This is a genomic window from uncultured Roseobacter sp. (assembly GCF_947492555.1).
Lineage (GTDB): Bacteria > Pseudomonadota > Alphaproteobacteria > Rhodobacterales > Rhodobacteraceae > Roseobacter.
The window spans coordinates 739,631-755,428 of sequence record NZ_CANLNE010000001.1; the positions used below are offsets into that span (position 1 = coordinate 739,631).

Annotated in this window: 18 protein-coding genes; 12 read left to right on the forward strand and 6 right to left on the reverse strand. The window is 62.0% G+C overall.

Annotation, left to right across the window (positions count from 1 at the left end):
- Nucleotides 1–8: 8 nt before the first annotated feature.
- Both Q1A07_RS03520 and irr read right to left on the reverse strand, forming a co-directional pair.
- Nucleotides 9–818: a phytanoyl-CoA dioxygenase family protein gene (locus tag Q1A07_RS03520; protein ID WP_299777872.1), complete on the reverse strand. Its 810-nt coding sequence runs from the start codon at nt 816–818 to the stop codon at nt 9–11.
- Between the two features lie 47 nt (nt 819–865).
- Nucleotides 866–1,285, reverse strand: a complete 420-nt coding sequence (gene irr, locus Q1A07_RS03525) for a Fur family transcriptional regulator Irr (RefSeq protein ID WP_299779141.1) — start codon at nt 1,283–1,285, stop codon at nt 866–868.
- Nucleotides 1,286–1,491: 206 nt separating this feature from the next.
- Here irr and fabA point away from each other — a divergent pair, with 206 nt between their 5' ends.
- The 4 genes from fabA to Q1A07_RS03545 are packed head-to-tail and all read left to right on the forward strand — an operon-like array spanning nt 1,492 to nt 4,479.
- Entirely contained in the window at nt 1,492–2,001 is a 510-nt protein-coding gene (fabA, locus tag Q1A07_RS03530; protein WP_299777874.1) for a bifunctional 3-hydroxydecanoyl-ACP dehydratase/trans-2-decenoyl-ACP isomerase, read from the forward strand.
- A 38-nt stretch (nt 2,002–2,039) separates the two neighbouring features.
- A complete protein-coding gene (gene fabB / locus Q1A07_RS03535) occupies nt 2,040–3,269 on the forward strand; it encodes a beta-ketoacyl-ACP synthase I (protein ID WP_299777876.1) in 1,230 nt (409 codons plus the stop codon).
- Nucleotides 3,270–3,278: 9 nt separating this feature from the next.
- Complete coding sequence (locus tag Q1A07_RS03540; RefSeq protein ID WP_299777878.1) at nt 3,279–4,070, forward strand: enoyl-ACP reductase; 792 nt, start codon at nt 3,279–3,281, stop codon at nt 4,068–4,070.
- Nucleotides 4,071–4,092: 22 nt separating this feature from the next.
- The gene (locus tag Q1A07_RS03545; protein ID WP_299777880.1) at nt 4,093–4,479 is read left to right on the forward strand and encodes a hypothetical protein; all 387 of its coding nucleotides are present in this window, start codon (nt 4,093–4,095) and stop codon (nt 4,477–4,479) included.
- A 9-nt stretch (nt 4,480–4,488) separates the two neighbouring features.
- On the opposite strand, the gene Q1A07_RS03550 is transcribed toward Q1A07_RS03545, so the two are convergent.
- Complete coding sequence (locus Q1A07_RS03550) at nt 4,489–4,917, reverse strand: peptidylprolyl isomerase (RefSeq protein ID WP_299777882.1); 429 nt, start codon at nt 4,915–4,917, stop codon at nt 4,489–4,491.
- A 184-nt stretch (nt 4,918–5,101) separates the two neighbouring features.
- Between Q1A07_RS03550 and Q1A07_RS03555 the strand changes: the two genes are divergently transcribed.
- The 8 genes from Q1A07_RS03555 (at nt 5,102) to Q1A07_RS03590 (ending at nt 13,471) form a co-directional block, all read left to right on the forward strand.
- The gene (locus tag Q1A07_RS03555) at nt 5,102–5,788 is read left to right on the forward strand and encodes a haloacid dehalogenase type II (RefSeq protein ID WP_299777884.1); all 687 of its coding nucleotides are present in this window, start codon (nt 5,102–5,104) and stop codon (nt 5,786–5,788) included.
- Nucleotides 5,788–6,612 carry an alpha/beta hydrolase gene (locus Q1A07_RS03560; RefSeq protein ID WP_299779143.1) on the forward strand — a complete coding sequence of 275 codons (825 nt, stop codon included), beginning with the start codon at nt 5,788–5,790 and terminating at the stop codon, nt 6,610–6,612. Before Q1A07_RS03555 ends, Q1A07_RS03560 begins: the two co-directional genes overlap by 1 nt.
- Before the next feature lie 10 nt (nt 6,613–6,622).
- The gene (locus Q1A07_RS03565) at nt 6,623–7,624 is read left to right on the forward strand and encodes a threonine/serine dehydratase (protein ID WP_299777885.1); all 1,002 of its coding nucleotides are present in this window, start codon (nt 6,623–6,625) and stop codon (nt 7,622–7,624) included.
- Nucleotides 7,621–8,409, forward strand: coding sequence for a 3-oxoadipate enol-lactonase (pcaD, locus tag Q1A07_RS03570; protein ID WP_299777887.1), 789 nt, complete (start codon nt 7,621–7,623; stop codon nt 8,407–8,409). Before Q1A07_RS03565 ends, pcaD begins: the two co-directional genes overlap by 4 nt.
- Before the next feature lie 28 nt (nt 8,410–8,437).
- The gene (locus Q1A07_RS03575) at nt 8,438–9,763 is read left to right on the forward strand and encodes a lyase family protein (RefSeq protein WP_299777889.1); all 1,326 of its coding nucleotides are present in this window, start codon (nt 8,438–8,440) and stop codon (nt 9,761–9,763) included.
- Between the two features lie 3 nt (nt 9,764–9,766).
- Complete coding sequence (locus tag Q1A07_RS03580; RefSeq protein ID WP_299777891.1) at nt 9,767–10,984, forward strand: TCR/Tet family MFS transporter; 1,218 nt, start codon at nt 9,767–9,769, stop codon at nt 10,982–10,984.
- Between the two features lie 106 nt (nt 10,985–11,090).
- Nucleotides 11,091–12,191: a Zn-dependent alcohol dehydrogenase gene (locus tag Q1A07_RS03585; protein ID WP_299777893.1), complete on the forward strand. Its 1,101-nt coding sequence runs from the start codon at nt 11,091–11,093 to the stop codon at nt 12,189–12,191.
- Nucleotides 12,192–12,238: 47 nt separating this feature from the next.
- Nucleotides 12,239–13,471 (forward strand): mandelate racemase/muconate lactonizing enzyme family protein, encoded by a 1,233-nt coding sequence (locus tag Q1A07_RS03590; protein ID WP_299777895.1) that lies wholly within the window; start codon nt 12,239–12,241, stop codon nt 13,469–13,471.
- On the opposite strand, the gene Q1A07_RS03595 is transcribed toward Q1A07_RS03590, so the two are convergent.
- Genes Q1A07_RS03595 through Q1A07_RS03605 form a run of 3 tightly spaced genes read right to left on the reverse strand, consistent with a single transcriptional unit; the run spans nt 13,468 to nt 15,789 of the window.
- Complete coding sequence (locus tag Q1A07_RS03595; protein WP_366944012.1) at nt 13,468–13,941, reverse strand: CIA30 family protein; 474 nt, start codon at nt 13,939–13,941, stop codon at nt 13,468–13,470. The genes Q1A07_RS03590 and Q1A07_RS03595 overlap by 4 nt on opposite strands.
- Before the next feature lie 28 nt (nt 13,942–13,969).
- A complete protein-coding gene (locus Q1A07_RS03600; protein ID WP_299777897.1) occupies nt 13,970–14,662 on the reverse strand; it encodes an RraA family protein in 693 nt (230 codons plus the stop codon).
- Nucleotides 14,662–15,789: a cobalamin-independent methionine synthase II family protein gene (locus Q1A07_RS03605; RefSeq protein ID WP_299777899.1), complete on the reverse strand. Its 1,128-nt coding sequence runs from the start codon at nt 15,787–15,789 to the stop codon at nt 14,662–14,664. Before Q1A07_RS03605 ends, Q1A07_RS03600 begins: the two co-directional genes overlap by 1 nt.
- Between the last annotated feature and the right edge of the window lie 9 nt (nt 15,790–15,798).

Below are 15,798 nucleotides of genomic sequence, written 5' to 3' on the forward strand. Positions count from 1 at the left end.
ACACTGCGTCAGGCAGCTGCATCGCGGTCCAGCAACACCGGGAACCAATCCGCGCGCAACCGCTGGCCCGGCTGCATGTCATGGCCCGGAAAAGGTGGCGAGGTCGGACCGGGACGCGCCACATAACGCGCATCATCTCCGAGAAGACGCAGAGAAAACGCCCGCCGCCGGGTACTTGCATCGTTGCCACGCGCGCCGTGCAACACGCGGTAGTGAAACGCGACCGCATCGCCCGGCGCCATCTGGAATTCCCGAATGTCCATACCTTCGGCATCCGGATCCGGAACCGGGATGTAAGCCTCGCTGTCCGGGTAGAAATCTGTCTCGGCCAACCAGCGTGTGGGCAGCACCGGTTTCGGCCAGCGATGTGACCCCGCAACACAACGCAGCGTCGCCTCCTTCACCGGATCAAGCGGTGACCAGAAGCTGATCGTCTGCTCCCCTTCCACAAAGTAATAAGGGGCGTCCTGATGCCAGGGCGTCGGTTTCGAGGTACCTGGCTCTTTGACAAGCACATGATCGTGGAAAAGCTGCACCCGGCGGCTTTGCATCAGATCGGCGGCGACCTCCGCAACAGCAGAGCTGCGAATGACCTCGCTGAACGCGTCAATCCGGTTCCAATTGCAATAATCGTCGAAAAAGCGACCGCTCTCGTGTTTGTGCAGATTCTCAGCGGCGTAAGGCCCGGGATGCGCCATGTTCTGCGCCACCCCCGCGCGGAGCGCCTCGACATGATCGGCAAAGAGCCCACGGATCAACACCACCCCATCGCGGGTATAGGTATCAATGTCTTCTTTTGTGATCAAAGGATGCGGCACGGCGGGTCTTTTCTGCGCTGTATCTGGCGAACGATCACCCCAGTGGATCAGGATTTCCGGCGCAGGCGGATCACGACATCCACCGAAGCGATTTCCGCCCCTTCCGGTGCGTCGGGCAACTGTGCAATCACCAATTGCTCTGAGGGTGCATCAGTCAGCTTGGCCTCATCTTCCCAGAAAAAATGCGGATGATCATGCGTGTTCGTATCGAAATAGCTCTTGGAGCCATCGACGGTGACTTCCTGCATCAACCCTGCGTCGCAAAAGGCGCGCAGCGTATTGTAGACCGTCGCAAGAGAGACCGCCTCGCCCTGATCCTTGGCCGCATCAAACAGGCTCTCTGCGGTCACATGGCGGTGCTGGCCGTCGCCAATCAGCAACGTCGCTAGGGCTACCCGCTGGCGGGTAGGCCGCAGCCCGGCTTTGGCCAGCCAGCTTGTCCCGATTGTCTGTTGCGCAGGCGTCATGGCACCCTCTCGTGGCCTCATTCCCTTCATATAAGGGTCAATGCGAGTCATTTTCAATTGGATTCAATGGATTTAGTCCGTCGTAATTGACGCAGTCTCCATCAAACCGGACAGATAAGCGGTGTCCTCACCCGCCCTTGCAGAGGCCGCAAACCCGATGCTAGACGGGATTGACGAAAAGAATACCGAGCAGGAGACGCGCCAAAATGGCCCAATACCCGACCAGCTTCACCAAGGACGACCTGCTTAAATGCGCACGCGGAGACCTTTTTGGCCCCGGCAACGCACAGCTTCCCGAACCGCCGATGCTGATGATGGACAGGATTACCGACATCTCCGGCGATGCAGGCGAGCACGGCAAGGGACACGTCGTTGCCGAATTCGATATCCAGCCGGATCTGTGGTTTTTCGATTGCCATTTCCCCGGCAATCCGATCATGCCCGGCTGTCTGGGCCTTGACGGCCTGTGGCAGCTGACCGGGTTCAATCTGGGCTGGCGCGGCTGGCAGGGGCGCGGCTATGCGCTTGGGGTCGGTGAGGTCAAATTGACCGGCATGGTCCGCCCTGATCGAAAAATGATCACCTATTACGTAGATTTCACAAAAGCCATTCAGACCAGACGCTTGACAATGGGTGTCGCCAATGGCCGTGTGGAAGCAGATGGGGAAACCATCTATCAGGTCACCGATATGAAAGTCGCGCTGTCAGAAAACTGACCCCGCGAAAGCGATCTGCAAGAGGGAAGGAGAGCGCCATGCGCCGCGTCGTCGTGACAGGGTTGGGGATCGTCTCATCCATCGGAAACAACGCCGAAGAGGTCATGGCCTCGCTGAAATCCGGCGCCAGCGGCATCGTTGCCAGTGACGAGATGGCCGAACACGGGTTCCGCAGCAGGGTCGCGGGCACGCTCAAGCTCGACGTGGCAGAGCATGTCGACAAACGCACATTGCGATTCATGGGGCCGGGTGCGGCCTATGCCTATATCGCGATGGATCAGGCGATCCAGGACGCGGGTCTCGGTGAGGACGTCGTCTCCCATCCGCGCACCGGCCTTGTCGCCGGGTCGGGCGGTCCCTCGACCAGCGCCATGCTCACGGCCCACACGGTCGTCAAGGATACAGGTGCCACGAAACGCATCGGTCCCTTCGCCGTGCCCAAGTGCATGTCCTCGACCGTCAGTGCCAACTTATCCACAGCCTACAAGATCAAGGGTATCAATTATTCGATCACCTCGGCCTGTTCGACGTCTTTGCACTGCATCGGCAACGCCGCTGAACAGATCATGCTCGGCAAGCAGGACGTGATGTTTGCGGGCGGCGGGGAAGAGCTCGACTGGACGCTGTCCTGCCTCTTTGACGCCATGGGCGCGATGAGCAGCAAGTACAATGACACCCCCGACAAGGCGTCGCGTGCGTTTGATGCGAACCGCGATGGTTTCGTAATCTCTGGCGGTGGTGGCATAGTCGTGCTGGAAGACCTGGAGCACGCACTGGCCCGCGGCGCCCATATCTATGCCGAGGTTACCGGCTACGCCGCCACCTCCGACGGGCACGACATGGTTGCCCCTTCAGGCGAGGGCGGCGGGCGTGCCATGCAACTGGCCCTCGAGACACTTCCCGAAGGGCGCAGCGTGAGCTACATCAACGCCCATGGCACCAGTACCCCTGCCGGGGATCAGCCCGAGATCGAAGCCGTACGTCGCGCGTTCGACGGGTTGGCCCAACCGCCGGTGAGCTCGACAAAGTCGATGACGGGGCACAGCCAGGGAGCAGCGGGCGCGCAGGAAGCCATTTACTGTCTGCTGATGCTCAAGGATGATTTCATCGCCCCTTCGATCAACGTCGAAACGCTGGATCCCGCCTTTGAGCCCTCGGAGATCGCCACAGAACTGGTGGAGAATGCCGGACTCGATTCGGTCATGACAAACTCTTTCGGGTTCGGCGGCACAAACGGATCAATGATCCTGTCCAAATATCTCGGGTAAGGTACAATTATGTCTGGTCTATTGAACGGAAAACGCGGCCTGATCATGGGCGTGGCGAATGAACGCTCCATCGCCTGGGGCATTGCCAAGGCAATGTCAGAGGCCGGAGCGGAGCTGGCCTTTACCTATCAGGGCGACGCCTTCGGGTCACGGCTGGCACCTCTCGCGGCTTCCATCGGGTCCGATTTCATGGTGGATGTCGATGTCACGGATGATGCTTCGCTGGATGCAGCCTTCGAAAAGCTGGGCGCACGCTGGCCGACGCTGGATTTCGTGGTGCACGCCATCGCCTTTTCCGACAAGACCGAGCTGACGGGCCGGTTCCTCAACACCACCCGCGCCAACTTCAAACAGACGATGGACATCAGCGCCTACTCCCTGATCGAGGTTGCCCGCCGCGCGCACCCGTTGATGGTCGAAAACGGGGGCACGCTGATGACCCTGACCTATCAGGGCAGCAACACCGTTGTGCCGAATTACAACGTGATGGGTGTTGCCAAGGCCGCGCTGGAGAGCGCCACGCGCTATCTGGCAAACGATCTCGGTCCGGAAGGAATTCGCGTGAACGCGATCTCGCCGGGGCCGATGAAAACGCTGGCCGGAGCCGCCATTGGCGGCGCGCGCAAGACCTATAAGTTCACCGACCAGAACGCGCCAATGCGCTCGAACGCCACGCTGGAGGCGGTGGGCGGTACGGCTGTTTATCTGGCGTCTGACGCCGGGGCTTGTACCACCGGAGAGATCATCCGGGTGGATGGCGGATATCACGTGCTGGGCATGCCGCAATTCGAAAACATCTAATCCACCGGCATCCGCGCCGCGATTGAGCCAAACTGATGCCATATTCAACTTCTACGAATACGGTATGTACAATTATGCCGATTCCCGAACTCTGCGACAGGCGCGCTATATCCGGCGGTCGAGCCGTGCGCGCCTTTATGCATGGCTCTTGATGCCTGTTACTGCAGCTGTGTTTTCCGCTGCTCTGTGGTCGGACCCGGCGCTTCAACCCAAGCTGCAAAGCGGGCTGGATGAAGTCAAACCCTTCATCTCCGCGATGATGGAAGGCGAATTCCCGACGGACGAAGCCCGTGAGTTACAGGCGGCTGCTGTACAAAAAGCCACTGAACTGAACGCAAAAATCGCCGGTCTGCCGATCGCGCGAACACCGGTGAACCGTCCCGAGCCGGCCACCGGGGAAGAGGGTTGACCCGCCGCCTCAGGAAATCGACATTAATTCGATATCGAACTTGAGGTCCTGACCGGCCAGCGGGTGATTGGCGTCGATCGTCACCGTTGCCTCGTCCACCGCGACAACCATCACCTGCATCGCCTGCCCCTCGGGTGTCTGCACGTTCAGCTGTATACCAATATCGAGCGGAACATCGTCCGGAATGCCCTCGCGCGGTACTGCCTGTCGCATTTGCGGATTGATCGGACCATAGGCCTCGGCGCAGGGTACCTCCACCGTCTTCTTGTCGCCCACGCTCATGCCGGGCAACGCCTCGTCCAGCCCGGGAATGATCTGGCCGGACCCCACTTCGAATTCCAGCGGATCACGCCCTTCGGAGCTGTCGAACTTTGTGCCATCCAACAGGGTGCCTGTGTAGTGAATGCCAACCGTGTCGCCCGTTTTCACCTGGGTCATTGATGCTCCGATCATATCTGGAAAAGGATGTGCGAGGCCGCGTATCTGCGCGGGTTCTCCTGAGATGAGCTCAGCCTGCCTGTCCGATCCGCATGAGTAAAGGTGTAAAACCCTGCATTTGGGCCTTTTCGCTTGAGCTGAGCCGTGACACTCTGGCGGCGAGCATTTGTGAAGGGGTCCGCCCATGTCGATTACGACCTGTGTCTTTGACGCATACGGCACCTTGTTCGATGTTGCGGCGGCAGCACGACAGGCCGCGTCCGAGCCGGATTTCTCCAAACTGGAAAGCACCTGGCCCGCGCTGGCGGAGCATTGGCGGCTGAAACAGCTGCAGTACACATGGCTGCGGGCGGTCACCGATGATCATTGTGATTTCTGGGAAGTCACGCAGCAGGGTCTTGATTGGGCGCTGGAGAAAACCGGGCTGGCGGGCGATGCCGCCCTGCGCGAACGGCTGCTGGCGCTCTATTGGGAATTGCAGAGTTATCCGGAAGTGCCGGACATGCTGCAGCAGCTCAAAGCAGGCGATATGGCCACAGCCATTTTGTCAAACGGCTCCCCTGATATGCTGAACGGGGCGGTCACCTCCGCTGGCATCGGTGCGGTGCTGGATGACACGCTCTCGGTACAAAGTGTCGGGGTCTTCAAGCCGGACGCGCGGGTCTACGACCTCGTCGCCAAGCGGTTCGGCTGTGACAAGGAAGAGGTGCTCTTTGTCTCCTCCAACGGGTGGGACGCGGGCTGTGCCACCGGCTACGGGTTCACCACCGCCTGGGTCAACCGTGCGGGTGATCCGGTGGATCGTCTGCCATGGACACCAACGCACATCCTGTCCGATCTCATCGGCATTCCGGCATTGGCGGGGCTCTGATGGCGTTTTTCCGAACTTCCGACAAGCTATCGCTCTACTACACCGACGAGGGTACGGGCCCGCCGATACTCTGCCTTGCCGGGTTGACCCGGACGACGGCGGATTTCGACTATGTCACCCCGCATCTCAACGGCGTGCGTCTGATCAAGATGGACTATCGCGGACGTGGTCGTTCGGATTGGGACACGACCTGGCAGAATTATGCGTTACCCGTCGAATGCCGCGACGTGATCGAGCTGCTGGACCATCTGGGGCTGGATAAGGTTGCGATCCTCGGCACCTCGCGCGGCGGTCTTAATGCGATGGGCCTTGCCATGGGGGCAAAGGACCGACTGACCGGCGTGGCGCTGAACGACATCGGCCCGATTATTGAGCCGGAAGGGCTGGAGTTCATCTCAAACTATCTCGGGCGTCCCCCGGCGGCGAAAACCCTTGCGGACGCGGCCCATGGCATGGGCAGCACCTACACCGGCTTCAAGGATGTGCCGCAATCGCGCTGGATCGAAGAGGCGCACAAGCATTTTCGGCAGACGGACAATGGGCTGAGCATCACCTATGATCCACGCCTGCGCGACGCCTTCGACGCAGCGGGCGCACAGGAGGCGCCCGATCTCTGGCCCTATTTCGATGCGATGGAAGACCTCCCGCTGGCCTGCATTCGCGGCGAAAACTCCGATCTGCTCAGCCATGAGACCTTTGCAGAGATGCAGCGCCGCCGCCCCGATATGATTGGTGTCACGGTGGCGGGCCGCGGCCATATTCCGTTTCTGGATGAGCCTGAGTCCGTGGCCGCGCTGCAAACCTGGATCAATGCGTTGAGATGAGGGGCCTGCGATGAACATCGACATGATCAGGGCAGCAGCCCGACGGCTTGAAGGGCACGCGCGGCGCACACCGCTCTTGTCCTCGCCGTTTCTGGACGCGATTGCCGGTCGCCGGGTCTGGATCAAGGCGGAGTGCCTGCAACACACCGGCAGTTTCAAGTTTCGCGGGGCCTGGTCTGCGGTTTCCGCCCTTGCGGAGGAGACGCGTGCCCGCGGCGTTGTCGCCTTTTCCAGCGGCAACCATGCGCAGGGTGTCGCGCTGGCGGCGCAGGCCCATGGGGTGCAGGCCGTCATTGTCATGCCGCGTGACGCCCCCCGGGTGAAGATTGAAAACACCCGCCGGTTGGGGGCGGAGGTGGTGCTTTATGACCGGGCCTCGGGCGAGGATCGTGACGCGGTGGGGGCCAGGCTGGTGGACGAGCGGGGCCTTACCCTGATCAAACCCTACGATGAGCCGCAGGTCATCGCAGGCCAGGGCACCACCGGTCTGGAGATCGCCGCGCAGGCGGCAGAGGTTGGTGTGACAGAAGCCGACGTTATTGTCTGCTGCGGCGGCGGTGGGTTTTCCTCCGGCATCGCGCTGGCGCTTGAGGCGGAGGCGCCGGGGCTGAAGGTGCGTACGGCGGAGCCCGAAGACTTCGATGATGTCGCCCGCTCGCTCCAGTCCGGCAAGATCGAACGCAACACGGTGCTCTCCGGAAGCCTCTGCGACGCGATTGTCACGCAGCAACCGGGCAATCTGACCTTCCCGATCCTGAAACGGCTGGCCGGGCCGGGATTTGCCGTGACCGAAGACCAGGCGCTGCTGGCCGTTGCCCACGCGTTCAACCGGCTCAAGGTGGTGGCCGAACCCGGCGGTGCCGTGGCCCTGGCTGCTGCCCTTTTCCACGGCGACCGGATTTCAGGTGAGGATGTAATCGTCACAATCTCAGGCGGGAACGTGGACCCGGAAGTGTTCCAGCAAGCGCTCACCCTTGCCGACGCACAGGACAGACAGGGAGATGCAGCATGAAGATACTCGACCTTGGCGATGTCAGGCTCCACTACCGGGTCGATGGCCCGGCCGAGGGTGCGCCCGTGGTCTTTGCCAATTCACTTGGCACCGATCTGCGGCTTTGGGATCTGGTCCTGCCCTACCTGCCAGACGGCCTGCGGATCATCCGTTTTGACAAACGCGGGCATGGGCTCTCCAGCTGTCCGCCAAGCCCTTACACGATGGGGGCGCTGATCACGGATACCGAACAATTGCTCGATCACCTGCAGGTGCGTGACTGCGTCTTTGTCGGGCTTTCCATCGGCGGTATGATCGCGCAGGGGCTGGCCGTGAAGCGGCTGGATATGATCCGCGCGATGGTCCTTTCCAACACGGGCGCCAAGATCGGCACGCCGGATATGTGGTCAGAGCGCATCGAGAGTGTCCGCCAGGGCGGGATCGAGAGCCTTGCCGATGCGGTGATGGAGCGCTGGTTCTCCGAAGGCTTCCGCGCGACGCCGGAGCTGGAGCTGTGGCGCAACATGCTGACGCGACAGGAGGACGAAGGTTACATGGGATGTTCCGCCGCCATTTCCGGCACGGATTTCTACACAACCACGGCCAGCCTGCGCCTGCCCACGCTGGGCATCGCGGGATCGGAGGATGGCTCAACCCCGCCCGATCTGGTACGCGAAACCACCGACCTGATCCCCGGCAGCCAGTGCCATGTGATCCGTAAGGCCGGCCATCTGCCCTGCGTCGAACAGCCCGAAGAATACGCAGCACATCTGACACGGTTCCTCAAAGAGGTGGGCCATGTCTGACCTTCGGACCGCCAAGGTCGCCTGATCCATGGCAGCAAGCGTTTTTGACAGCCCGCTTTTTGCAGGTCTTTTCGCCACCGGCGAGGCGGGCCGTCTGTTTTCCGATAGCGCCGCCCTGCGGGCCATGCTGCTGGTCGAGGGGGCGCTGGCCAAGGCGCAGGGCACTCTGGGCATCATCCCGGAAATCAGCGCCGCCGCGATCCATCGCGCCACCTTGGAGATCCAGATCGACCCGGGAGCCCTGGCGCAATCAACCGGCACGAACGGGGTCAGCGTACCGGGCATGGTCGCCGCCTTCCGGGCAGAGATGAATGCGCCTGAACATGCGCAATACCTGCACTGGGGGGCAACCTCTCAGGATATCATCGACACCGGGCTGATGCTGCGCCTGCGCCAATCGCTTGCCTTGGCCGAGGCTGACCTGCGCCAGATCACAAAGGCCCTGGCGGATCAGGCAGAGCAACATGCAGAGCTTCCAATGGCCGCGCGCACCTATGGCCAACAGGCGACGCCGACAAGCTGGGGCGCAGTACTGGCCGGATGGGGGATGCCCTTGCTGGATGCGCTGGAGGCATTGCCTGACCTGCGTGAAAACAGTCTGTGGGTCTCCCTGTCGGGCGCCGCTGGCACGGCGGCGGCCTTGGAGGACAAGGCCCCCGCCTTGCGCGCGGCCATTGCCGAGGGGATGGCGTTAAAGGACCCGGGCCGCAGCTGGCACACGGATCGTGGCCCTATCCTGCGCATCGCGGGCTGGATGGCCCAGATCACCGCGACACTCGCCGCCATGGGTCAAAGCCTGATTGCCCTTGCTGCCACGGAACTGCGCGAGGTCACCTTTCAGGATGCCGGTGCCTCCTCCACCATGCCGCAAAAACAAAACCCGGTTGCCGCTTCGGTGCTCGTAGCCCTCTCGCATCAAATAGGCGGATTGCAGGCCGCGCTGCAGGCTGCCGCCGCGCATCAGCATCAACGCGATGGGGCGGCGTGGTTCACCGAATGGATGGTGATGCCTCAGATCATGCTCAGCGGTGCCAGCGCCCTGCAGCACGCCAGACAGATCACAGAGAAGCTGCAACCAAACCCGGCGCAAATGGCGGGCGGCTTGAGGAGCGGGCTGGGCCTTATCCATGCGGAGGCATTGAGCTTTGCCTTGGCCACCAAAATGCCCCGCCCGGAGGCGCAGGCAGAGACCAAAGCGCTCTGCCGCCAAGCGGCGCAATCCGGCGAGCCCCTGGAACCCCTCGCCCGCGCGCGACACCCTGATCTGCCCGCTGATCTGTTCCGCCCAGACGCGCAACTCGGGCAGGCCCCGGCCGAGGCGCACGCCTTCGTGGCCCGCGCGCGCGCGCTTTAGCGGATGCGCCCGGCCGTTCTTTTCATTCTCATCACGGTCATGCTCGATTCCATGGGCATCGGGCTGATCATCCCTGTGATGCCGGACCTCATTCAGGAGGTGCAGGGCACAGGGTTGAGCACCGCGGCCCTCTGGGGTGGGGTCCTGTCCACCACCTTCGCCGTGATGCAGTTCCTCTTTGGCCCGGTCATCGGCGGGCTCTCTGACCGTTTTGGCAGACGGCCTGTCCTGCTGCTCTCGCTGGTGGCAATGGCGCTCGACTATCTGGTCATGGCCGTGGCGGGCAGCATTTTCCTGTTGCTGCTGGGGCGCATCGTCGGCGGGATCACCGCCGCCACGCAATCCACGGCCAACGCCTATATGGCCGACATCTCCGGCCCCGATGACCGGGCCGCAAATTTCGGCCTGATCGGCGCAGCCTTTGGGGTGGGATTTGTGCTGGGCCCCCTGCTGGGCGGCATCCTGGCCGAATACGGCACGCGTGCGCCTTTTTACGCGGCGGCAGGGCTGGCCGCCTTGAACGCGGTTTTTGGCTACTTCGTCCTGCGCGAAACGGTCACGGAAGATATCCGGCGGCCTTTTCGCTGGGCGCGGGCAAACCCGCTTGGCAGCATCCGCCAGCTGGGTCGCGTGCCGGGCGTCGGTCCCTTGCTGATCGTCTTCTTCCTCTATCAGGTGGCGTTCATGGTGTACCCGGCCATCTGGTCCTACTTCGGGAAGGAACGTTTCGGATGGGAGCCCGCGACCATCGGGCTCAGCCTCGCGCTTTTCGGGATCATGATGGCCGTGGTGCAAGGCGGGCTGATCCGCTGGGTCCTGCGCCTGCTGGGGGAACGCGGCACGGTGATCTACGGCCATGTCTTCGACATCGTCGCTTTCCTGTCGCTGGCCTTTGTGACCAGTGGCACGGTAGCGCTGATCCTGACCCCGCTCGCGGCCTTGGCGGCGGTTATCACGCCCGCGCTTCAGGGGATCATGTCAAAAGCGGTCAGTGCGGATGCGCAGGGAGAACTGCAGGGCGCGCTGACTTCTGCCACGGCGCTGGCGATGATCCTGTCACCGATGGTGATGACCGGCACCTTCGCCGCCTTTACCGACACCGATGCCGCATTTTACCTGCCCGGGGCGCCGTTCTTGCTCTCGGCAGCCCTGATTGTTGTCGGGCTTGCCGTGTTTCTTGCTTTCCCGCCCAAGCGCGCCCTGGTCCCCGACGCGGGATAAGAGCGACCTTTCATGTCGGTTTGCGTCTTGCGTTGGCGTTCAACATCGGGTCACCCTGCCCACCGGGACCCGCGCAAGATCGCGCCTGAGAGGAAGACACCGACAGATGCAAACGATCAAAGCCGCCGTGTGCCACGCCTTTGGCGCCCCCCTCGAAATCGAAGACATTCAGCTGCGCGCCCCGGAGATGGGCGAAGTTGAGGTCACGCTGGACGCGGTGGCGATCTGCCATTCCGACATCTCCTATGCCGACGGGGCCTGGGGTGGCTCGCTGCCTGCCGTCTACGGGCATGAGGCTGCGGGTGTGATCAGTGCCTGTGGGGCCGGTGTGCACGGACTGTCTGTCGGCGACAGCGTGGTTGTCACTCTGATCCGCGCCTGCGGCTCCTGCGGCAACTGCGCGGGCGGCAAGCCGACCTTGTGCGAAACCCCCTATGACGGTGACAAGGGACCAATCACCACCGCCCAAGGTGGCAAACTGCATCAGGCCATGGCCTGCGGTGCCTTCGCCGAGAAAATCGTGGTGGCGCAAAATCAGGTGGTCCGCATCGGTGCGGACATCCCCAAGGACGCCGCCAGCCTGATCGCCTGCGGTGTCATCACCGGCGTCGGCGCGGTGGTCAATGCCGCTGGTCTGCGCGCCGGGCAGGATGTGGTGGTGATTGGCGCAGGCGGCGTCGGGCTCAACGCCATCCAGGGCGCGCGCATCGCCGGGGCCCGCCGCATCGTCGCCGTGGACATGAGTGCCGAAAAGCTGGAGATCGCCCGGGAATTCGGGGCAACCGACGGCGTCCTGGCCACATCAGACAAACCCTGGAAAGCCGCGTTCGAGGCGCTTGGCGGGCGTGGCGCCGACGCGGTCATCGTTACGGTCGGCGCCATCCCGGCCTATGATCAGGCCCCGCGTTATCTGGGCTCCGGCGGCAAGGTCATCATGGTGGGCATGCCGCATTCCGGGGCGCAATCAACTTATGAACCCGTCATTCTGGCTGCAGTCGGTCAGGGCATGGTGGGATCAAAAATGGGCGACGTGGTGATCCAGCGGGACATCCCGTGGATGGTCGATCTCTACGCCCAGGGGCGGCTCAAACTGGATGAGTTGATATCGGGACGTTGGTCATTGGACCAGATCAACGAAGCCATCGCAGACACCAAAACCGGGGCTGCACGGCGCAACGTCATCCTCTTCGACCGACAGACACAGTAGGCAGGTAAGGTGGGCTTCAGGCCACCTTTGGGCAAAAGGACACCGCGATGAAACTACAGGACCTCGACATCATCGTGACGGCACCACCAGCGCCCGGCTGGGGCGGGCGCTACTGGATCCTCGTCAAACTCACCACCGACACCGGCATCACCGGCTGGGGTGAATGCTATGCCGCTGCCGTCGGCCCCGAGGCGATGCGCGGTGTGATCGAAGATGTGTTCACACGTCACATGCAGGGCGAAAGCCCCGAAAACATTGAAAAAATGTTTCGCCGCGCCTATTCCTCCGGTTTCACGCAACGCCCCGATCTCACGGTCATGGGGGCGTTTTCCGGCCTCGAAATCGCCTGCTGGGACATCCTCGGCAAAGCGCGCGAGCGCCCGGTCTGGGCGCTTCTGGGCGGACGCATGAACGACCGCATCCGCGCCTATACCTACCTCTACCCCCTGCCGCATCACGATCTCACCGCCTTCTGGACCTCCCCCGAGATGGCTGCAGAAAGCGCCACTGACTGCGTTGCGCGCGGGTACACGGCGGTGAAATTCGACCCGGCAGGGCCCTATACCCTGCGCGGCGGTCACATGCCCGCCATGAGCGACATTTCCCAGTCTGTGGCCTTCTGCAAGGCGATCCGGCAGGCCGTGGGCGACAAGGCCGACCTGCTCTTTGGGACCCATGGACAGTTCACGACCGCAGGTGCAATCCGACTTGGTCAGGCGCTGGAGCCTTATTCCCCCCTCTGGTTCGAGGAGCCCATTCCGCCAGATGCCGTTGAAGAAATGGCAAAGGTCGCCCGCGCCGTGCGCATCCCCGTGGCCACGGGCGAGCGGTTGACCACCAAGGCCGAGTTCGCACCGGTTCTGCGCGCTGGCGCCGCCACGATCCTGCAGCCCGCATTGGGACGTGCAGGCGGCATCTGGGAAATGAAGAAAGTCGCGGCCATGACCGAAGTCTACAATGCGCAAATGGCCCCCCACCTTTACGCAGGCCCCATCGAATGGGCCGCGAACATTCACTTCGCGGCCTCGATCCCCAATCTGCTGATGGCGGAAACCATTGAGACGCCGTTCCACGACGCGCTCATCAAAGGCAGCATCCGTGTGCAGGAGGGGTTCATCACCCCGCCGGAAACGCCTGGGCTGGGCATCGAGGTGGATGAAGAGCTTGCCCGCGCGCATCCGTACACTGGTAGCGGGTTGCATCTGGAAATGCGGGATGAGCCCTGCGACTATGTGAATGGCAACGCATTTGAAGGTGGCGCGCCAGCACCAAAAAACTAGCGGTAAAGGCGTATCCCGGCGATGGCCAGATCGGCCGAAAACGCCCGCCCCACTGCCAGCACGCCAACGCGACGCACCTGGGCGGCATCGAACTGCGCATCGATTTTATTGGCTTCAAGCGTCGAGAAAGGCACCTTGACGCTGCGCCAGCTTTTGGGTGCCACAAAGGACGTTCGGAACGATTGCCAGGGTCGCGTCACCTGATCCGTGCGCAAGCGCAGATCATAGCGCTCTCCGTTGCCCATCACGTCGATCTCGAGCCCGGTCCAGCCGCTCACATCCATCCGCAGGTCAAAAGCGACCTGGATAAAGCCGCCGCTATTTTCCGTCGATACCTCACCCGTTAGGCGTATCGCCTCCCGACCCTCAACCATCATATGCACGGCCTGACCGGTTGACACACCGCCCATCACGCCATCAGCGACATACTCCCATTGCGGGGACAGCTCCATACGCGTCTCCTCTGTCACGATTCAGCTCATACGCTGGCTTGCGTGATTAAGTACGCGCAGCCTCAAAAGCAGCCCACACCGCCTCGAACCCCTCGAAATCAATCTGCTTGCCTTTGACCGCATCGAAAACGATCTTCTCAGACCGCATCAGTGTTGCGATCGCGTCAGAAAGCTGCGGGATCACATCGTCTGGAATGACAACCGCCCCATGTTGGTCCGCGTGCACAAGGGCACCGGGTGCGACCGCCATACCGAAAACCTCAACCGATTGGTCAAAGTCGATCACATGCACAAACCCGTGGCTCGGACCGATAGACCCGGCCACCACCGGGAACCCTTCGGGCAAGTCGCCCAGATCGCGCATCACGCCATTGGTCAGCGCACCCGAAAGACCAAAGGCCTTGTGGATATTGGTGTTCACCTCACCCCAATAGGCCCCTATGGCCATTTCCCCATCCATGTCCTGCACCACCGCAACGCCGGGGCGCGGTCCCTCGGCCATATACTTGTAGTAAGCCATGCGCCGCGCCTTGATGACCTCGGGCGCCTCCTCCGGCGGGGTCACGGCACGGATGCGCGCGGTGCGGGCATAGCCCACCATCACCTCCCCCGGGGCAGAGCACTGCATCGTGCCTCGGGTGAAGTCATTGAACCCGCGCTTGCCTTGCGCAACCTCGATGGCATTGCAAACGGTCGGTGTATCAACCGCCTGCAGCAGCTTGAGAAGGGTTGCGTCCATTATCGTCCCTCCGCCAGCTTCACCCCGTCGCGCAAGGCTTCGAGCTTGGCATAGGCGATTTCAGGGTCGACGGCCCCAAATCCGGCGAATGTTCCAAAACCACAATCTGACCCGGCCATAACCCGATCCACGCCCACAATTTGTGTGAATTTGTCAAGTCGCTGAGCCACCAGTTCGGGGTGTTCAACGAAATTTGTCGTCGTATCAACAACGCCCGGCACCAGTATCTTGTCGTCCGGGATATCCCCTTTGCGGTCACGGAAAACTGTCCATTCATGCGCGTGGCGCGGGTTCGAGGTTTCAAAAAGCAGATAGGAGGCCTTGGTCGACATCAGCGTGTCAAAGACCTTTTCCATCCCGATGTCGCAGACATGCGGACCCTCGTAGTTCCCCCAGCAGATATGCACGCGCACCCGGTCCTGTGGAATGCCGTCGAGCGCGTGGTTCAGCGCCTCCACATGAGCCCCTGCAATCTTGAGAAACTCCGCATCGGAGAGGTCGTTGAAAAGCATATGCCGGGACAGCGCAAGATCAGGACAGTCCAGCTGCAGATCGAGCCCCGCGTCAACAATGGTCCGGTATTCCTCACGCATGGCATCCGCGAGGGCCGCGAGATAGGCATCGCGCGTCTTGTAGTGATCGTTTTGAAGGAAAAGCGAAATCACCCCCGGGCTTGCCGCGTTCATGAACCCGCGCGCTGCCCCATGATCAGTCATCGCAGCGACAAGGTTGGCGATGTCTTTTTGAAGCTCTCCCTGCCCTTTTGACGTCACCTCGCCGGTACACATGGGACGCGCATATTTCGGCGTCCCGCCATCCTCCGCCAGGCGCTTGAGAAAGCTGGGAAATTTCTTGAGATCCGCAGGCGCGTTGCGCGGGCTGTCGCCGGAAAACCCGGTGTAGCGGTCCTTGACATAGGTGGCATAGGAGATCTTGGACGTTTCGCCATCACTGACCACGCCGACGCCCGCTGCCACCTGTTTGGCAACCGTGGCAGAAACCGCCTCGGTCATCGCGGCGTCAAATTCTTTGGGGTCGTAGGGCGTGCCATGTTCGCGGGCAAAGATAAAATCGACGACTTTTTGCGTGCGCGGCAGCGAGCCTGCGTGAGTTGTCAGGATAGGCATGGCGGGTCT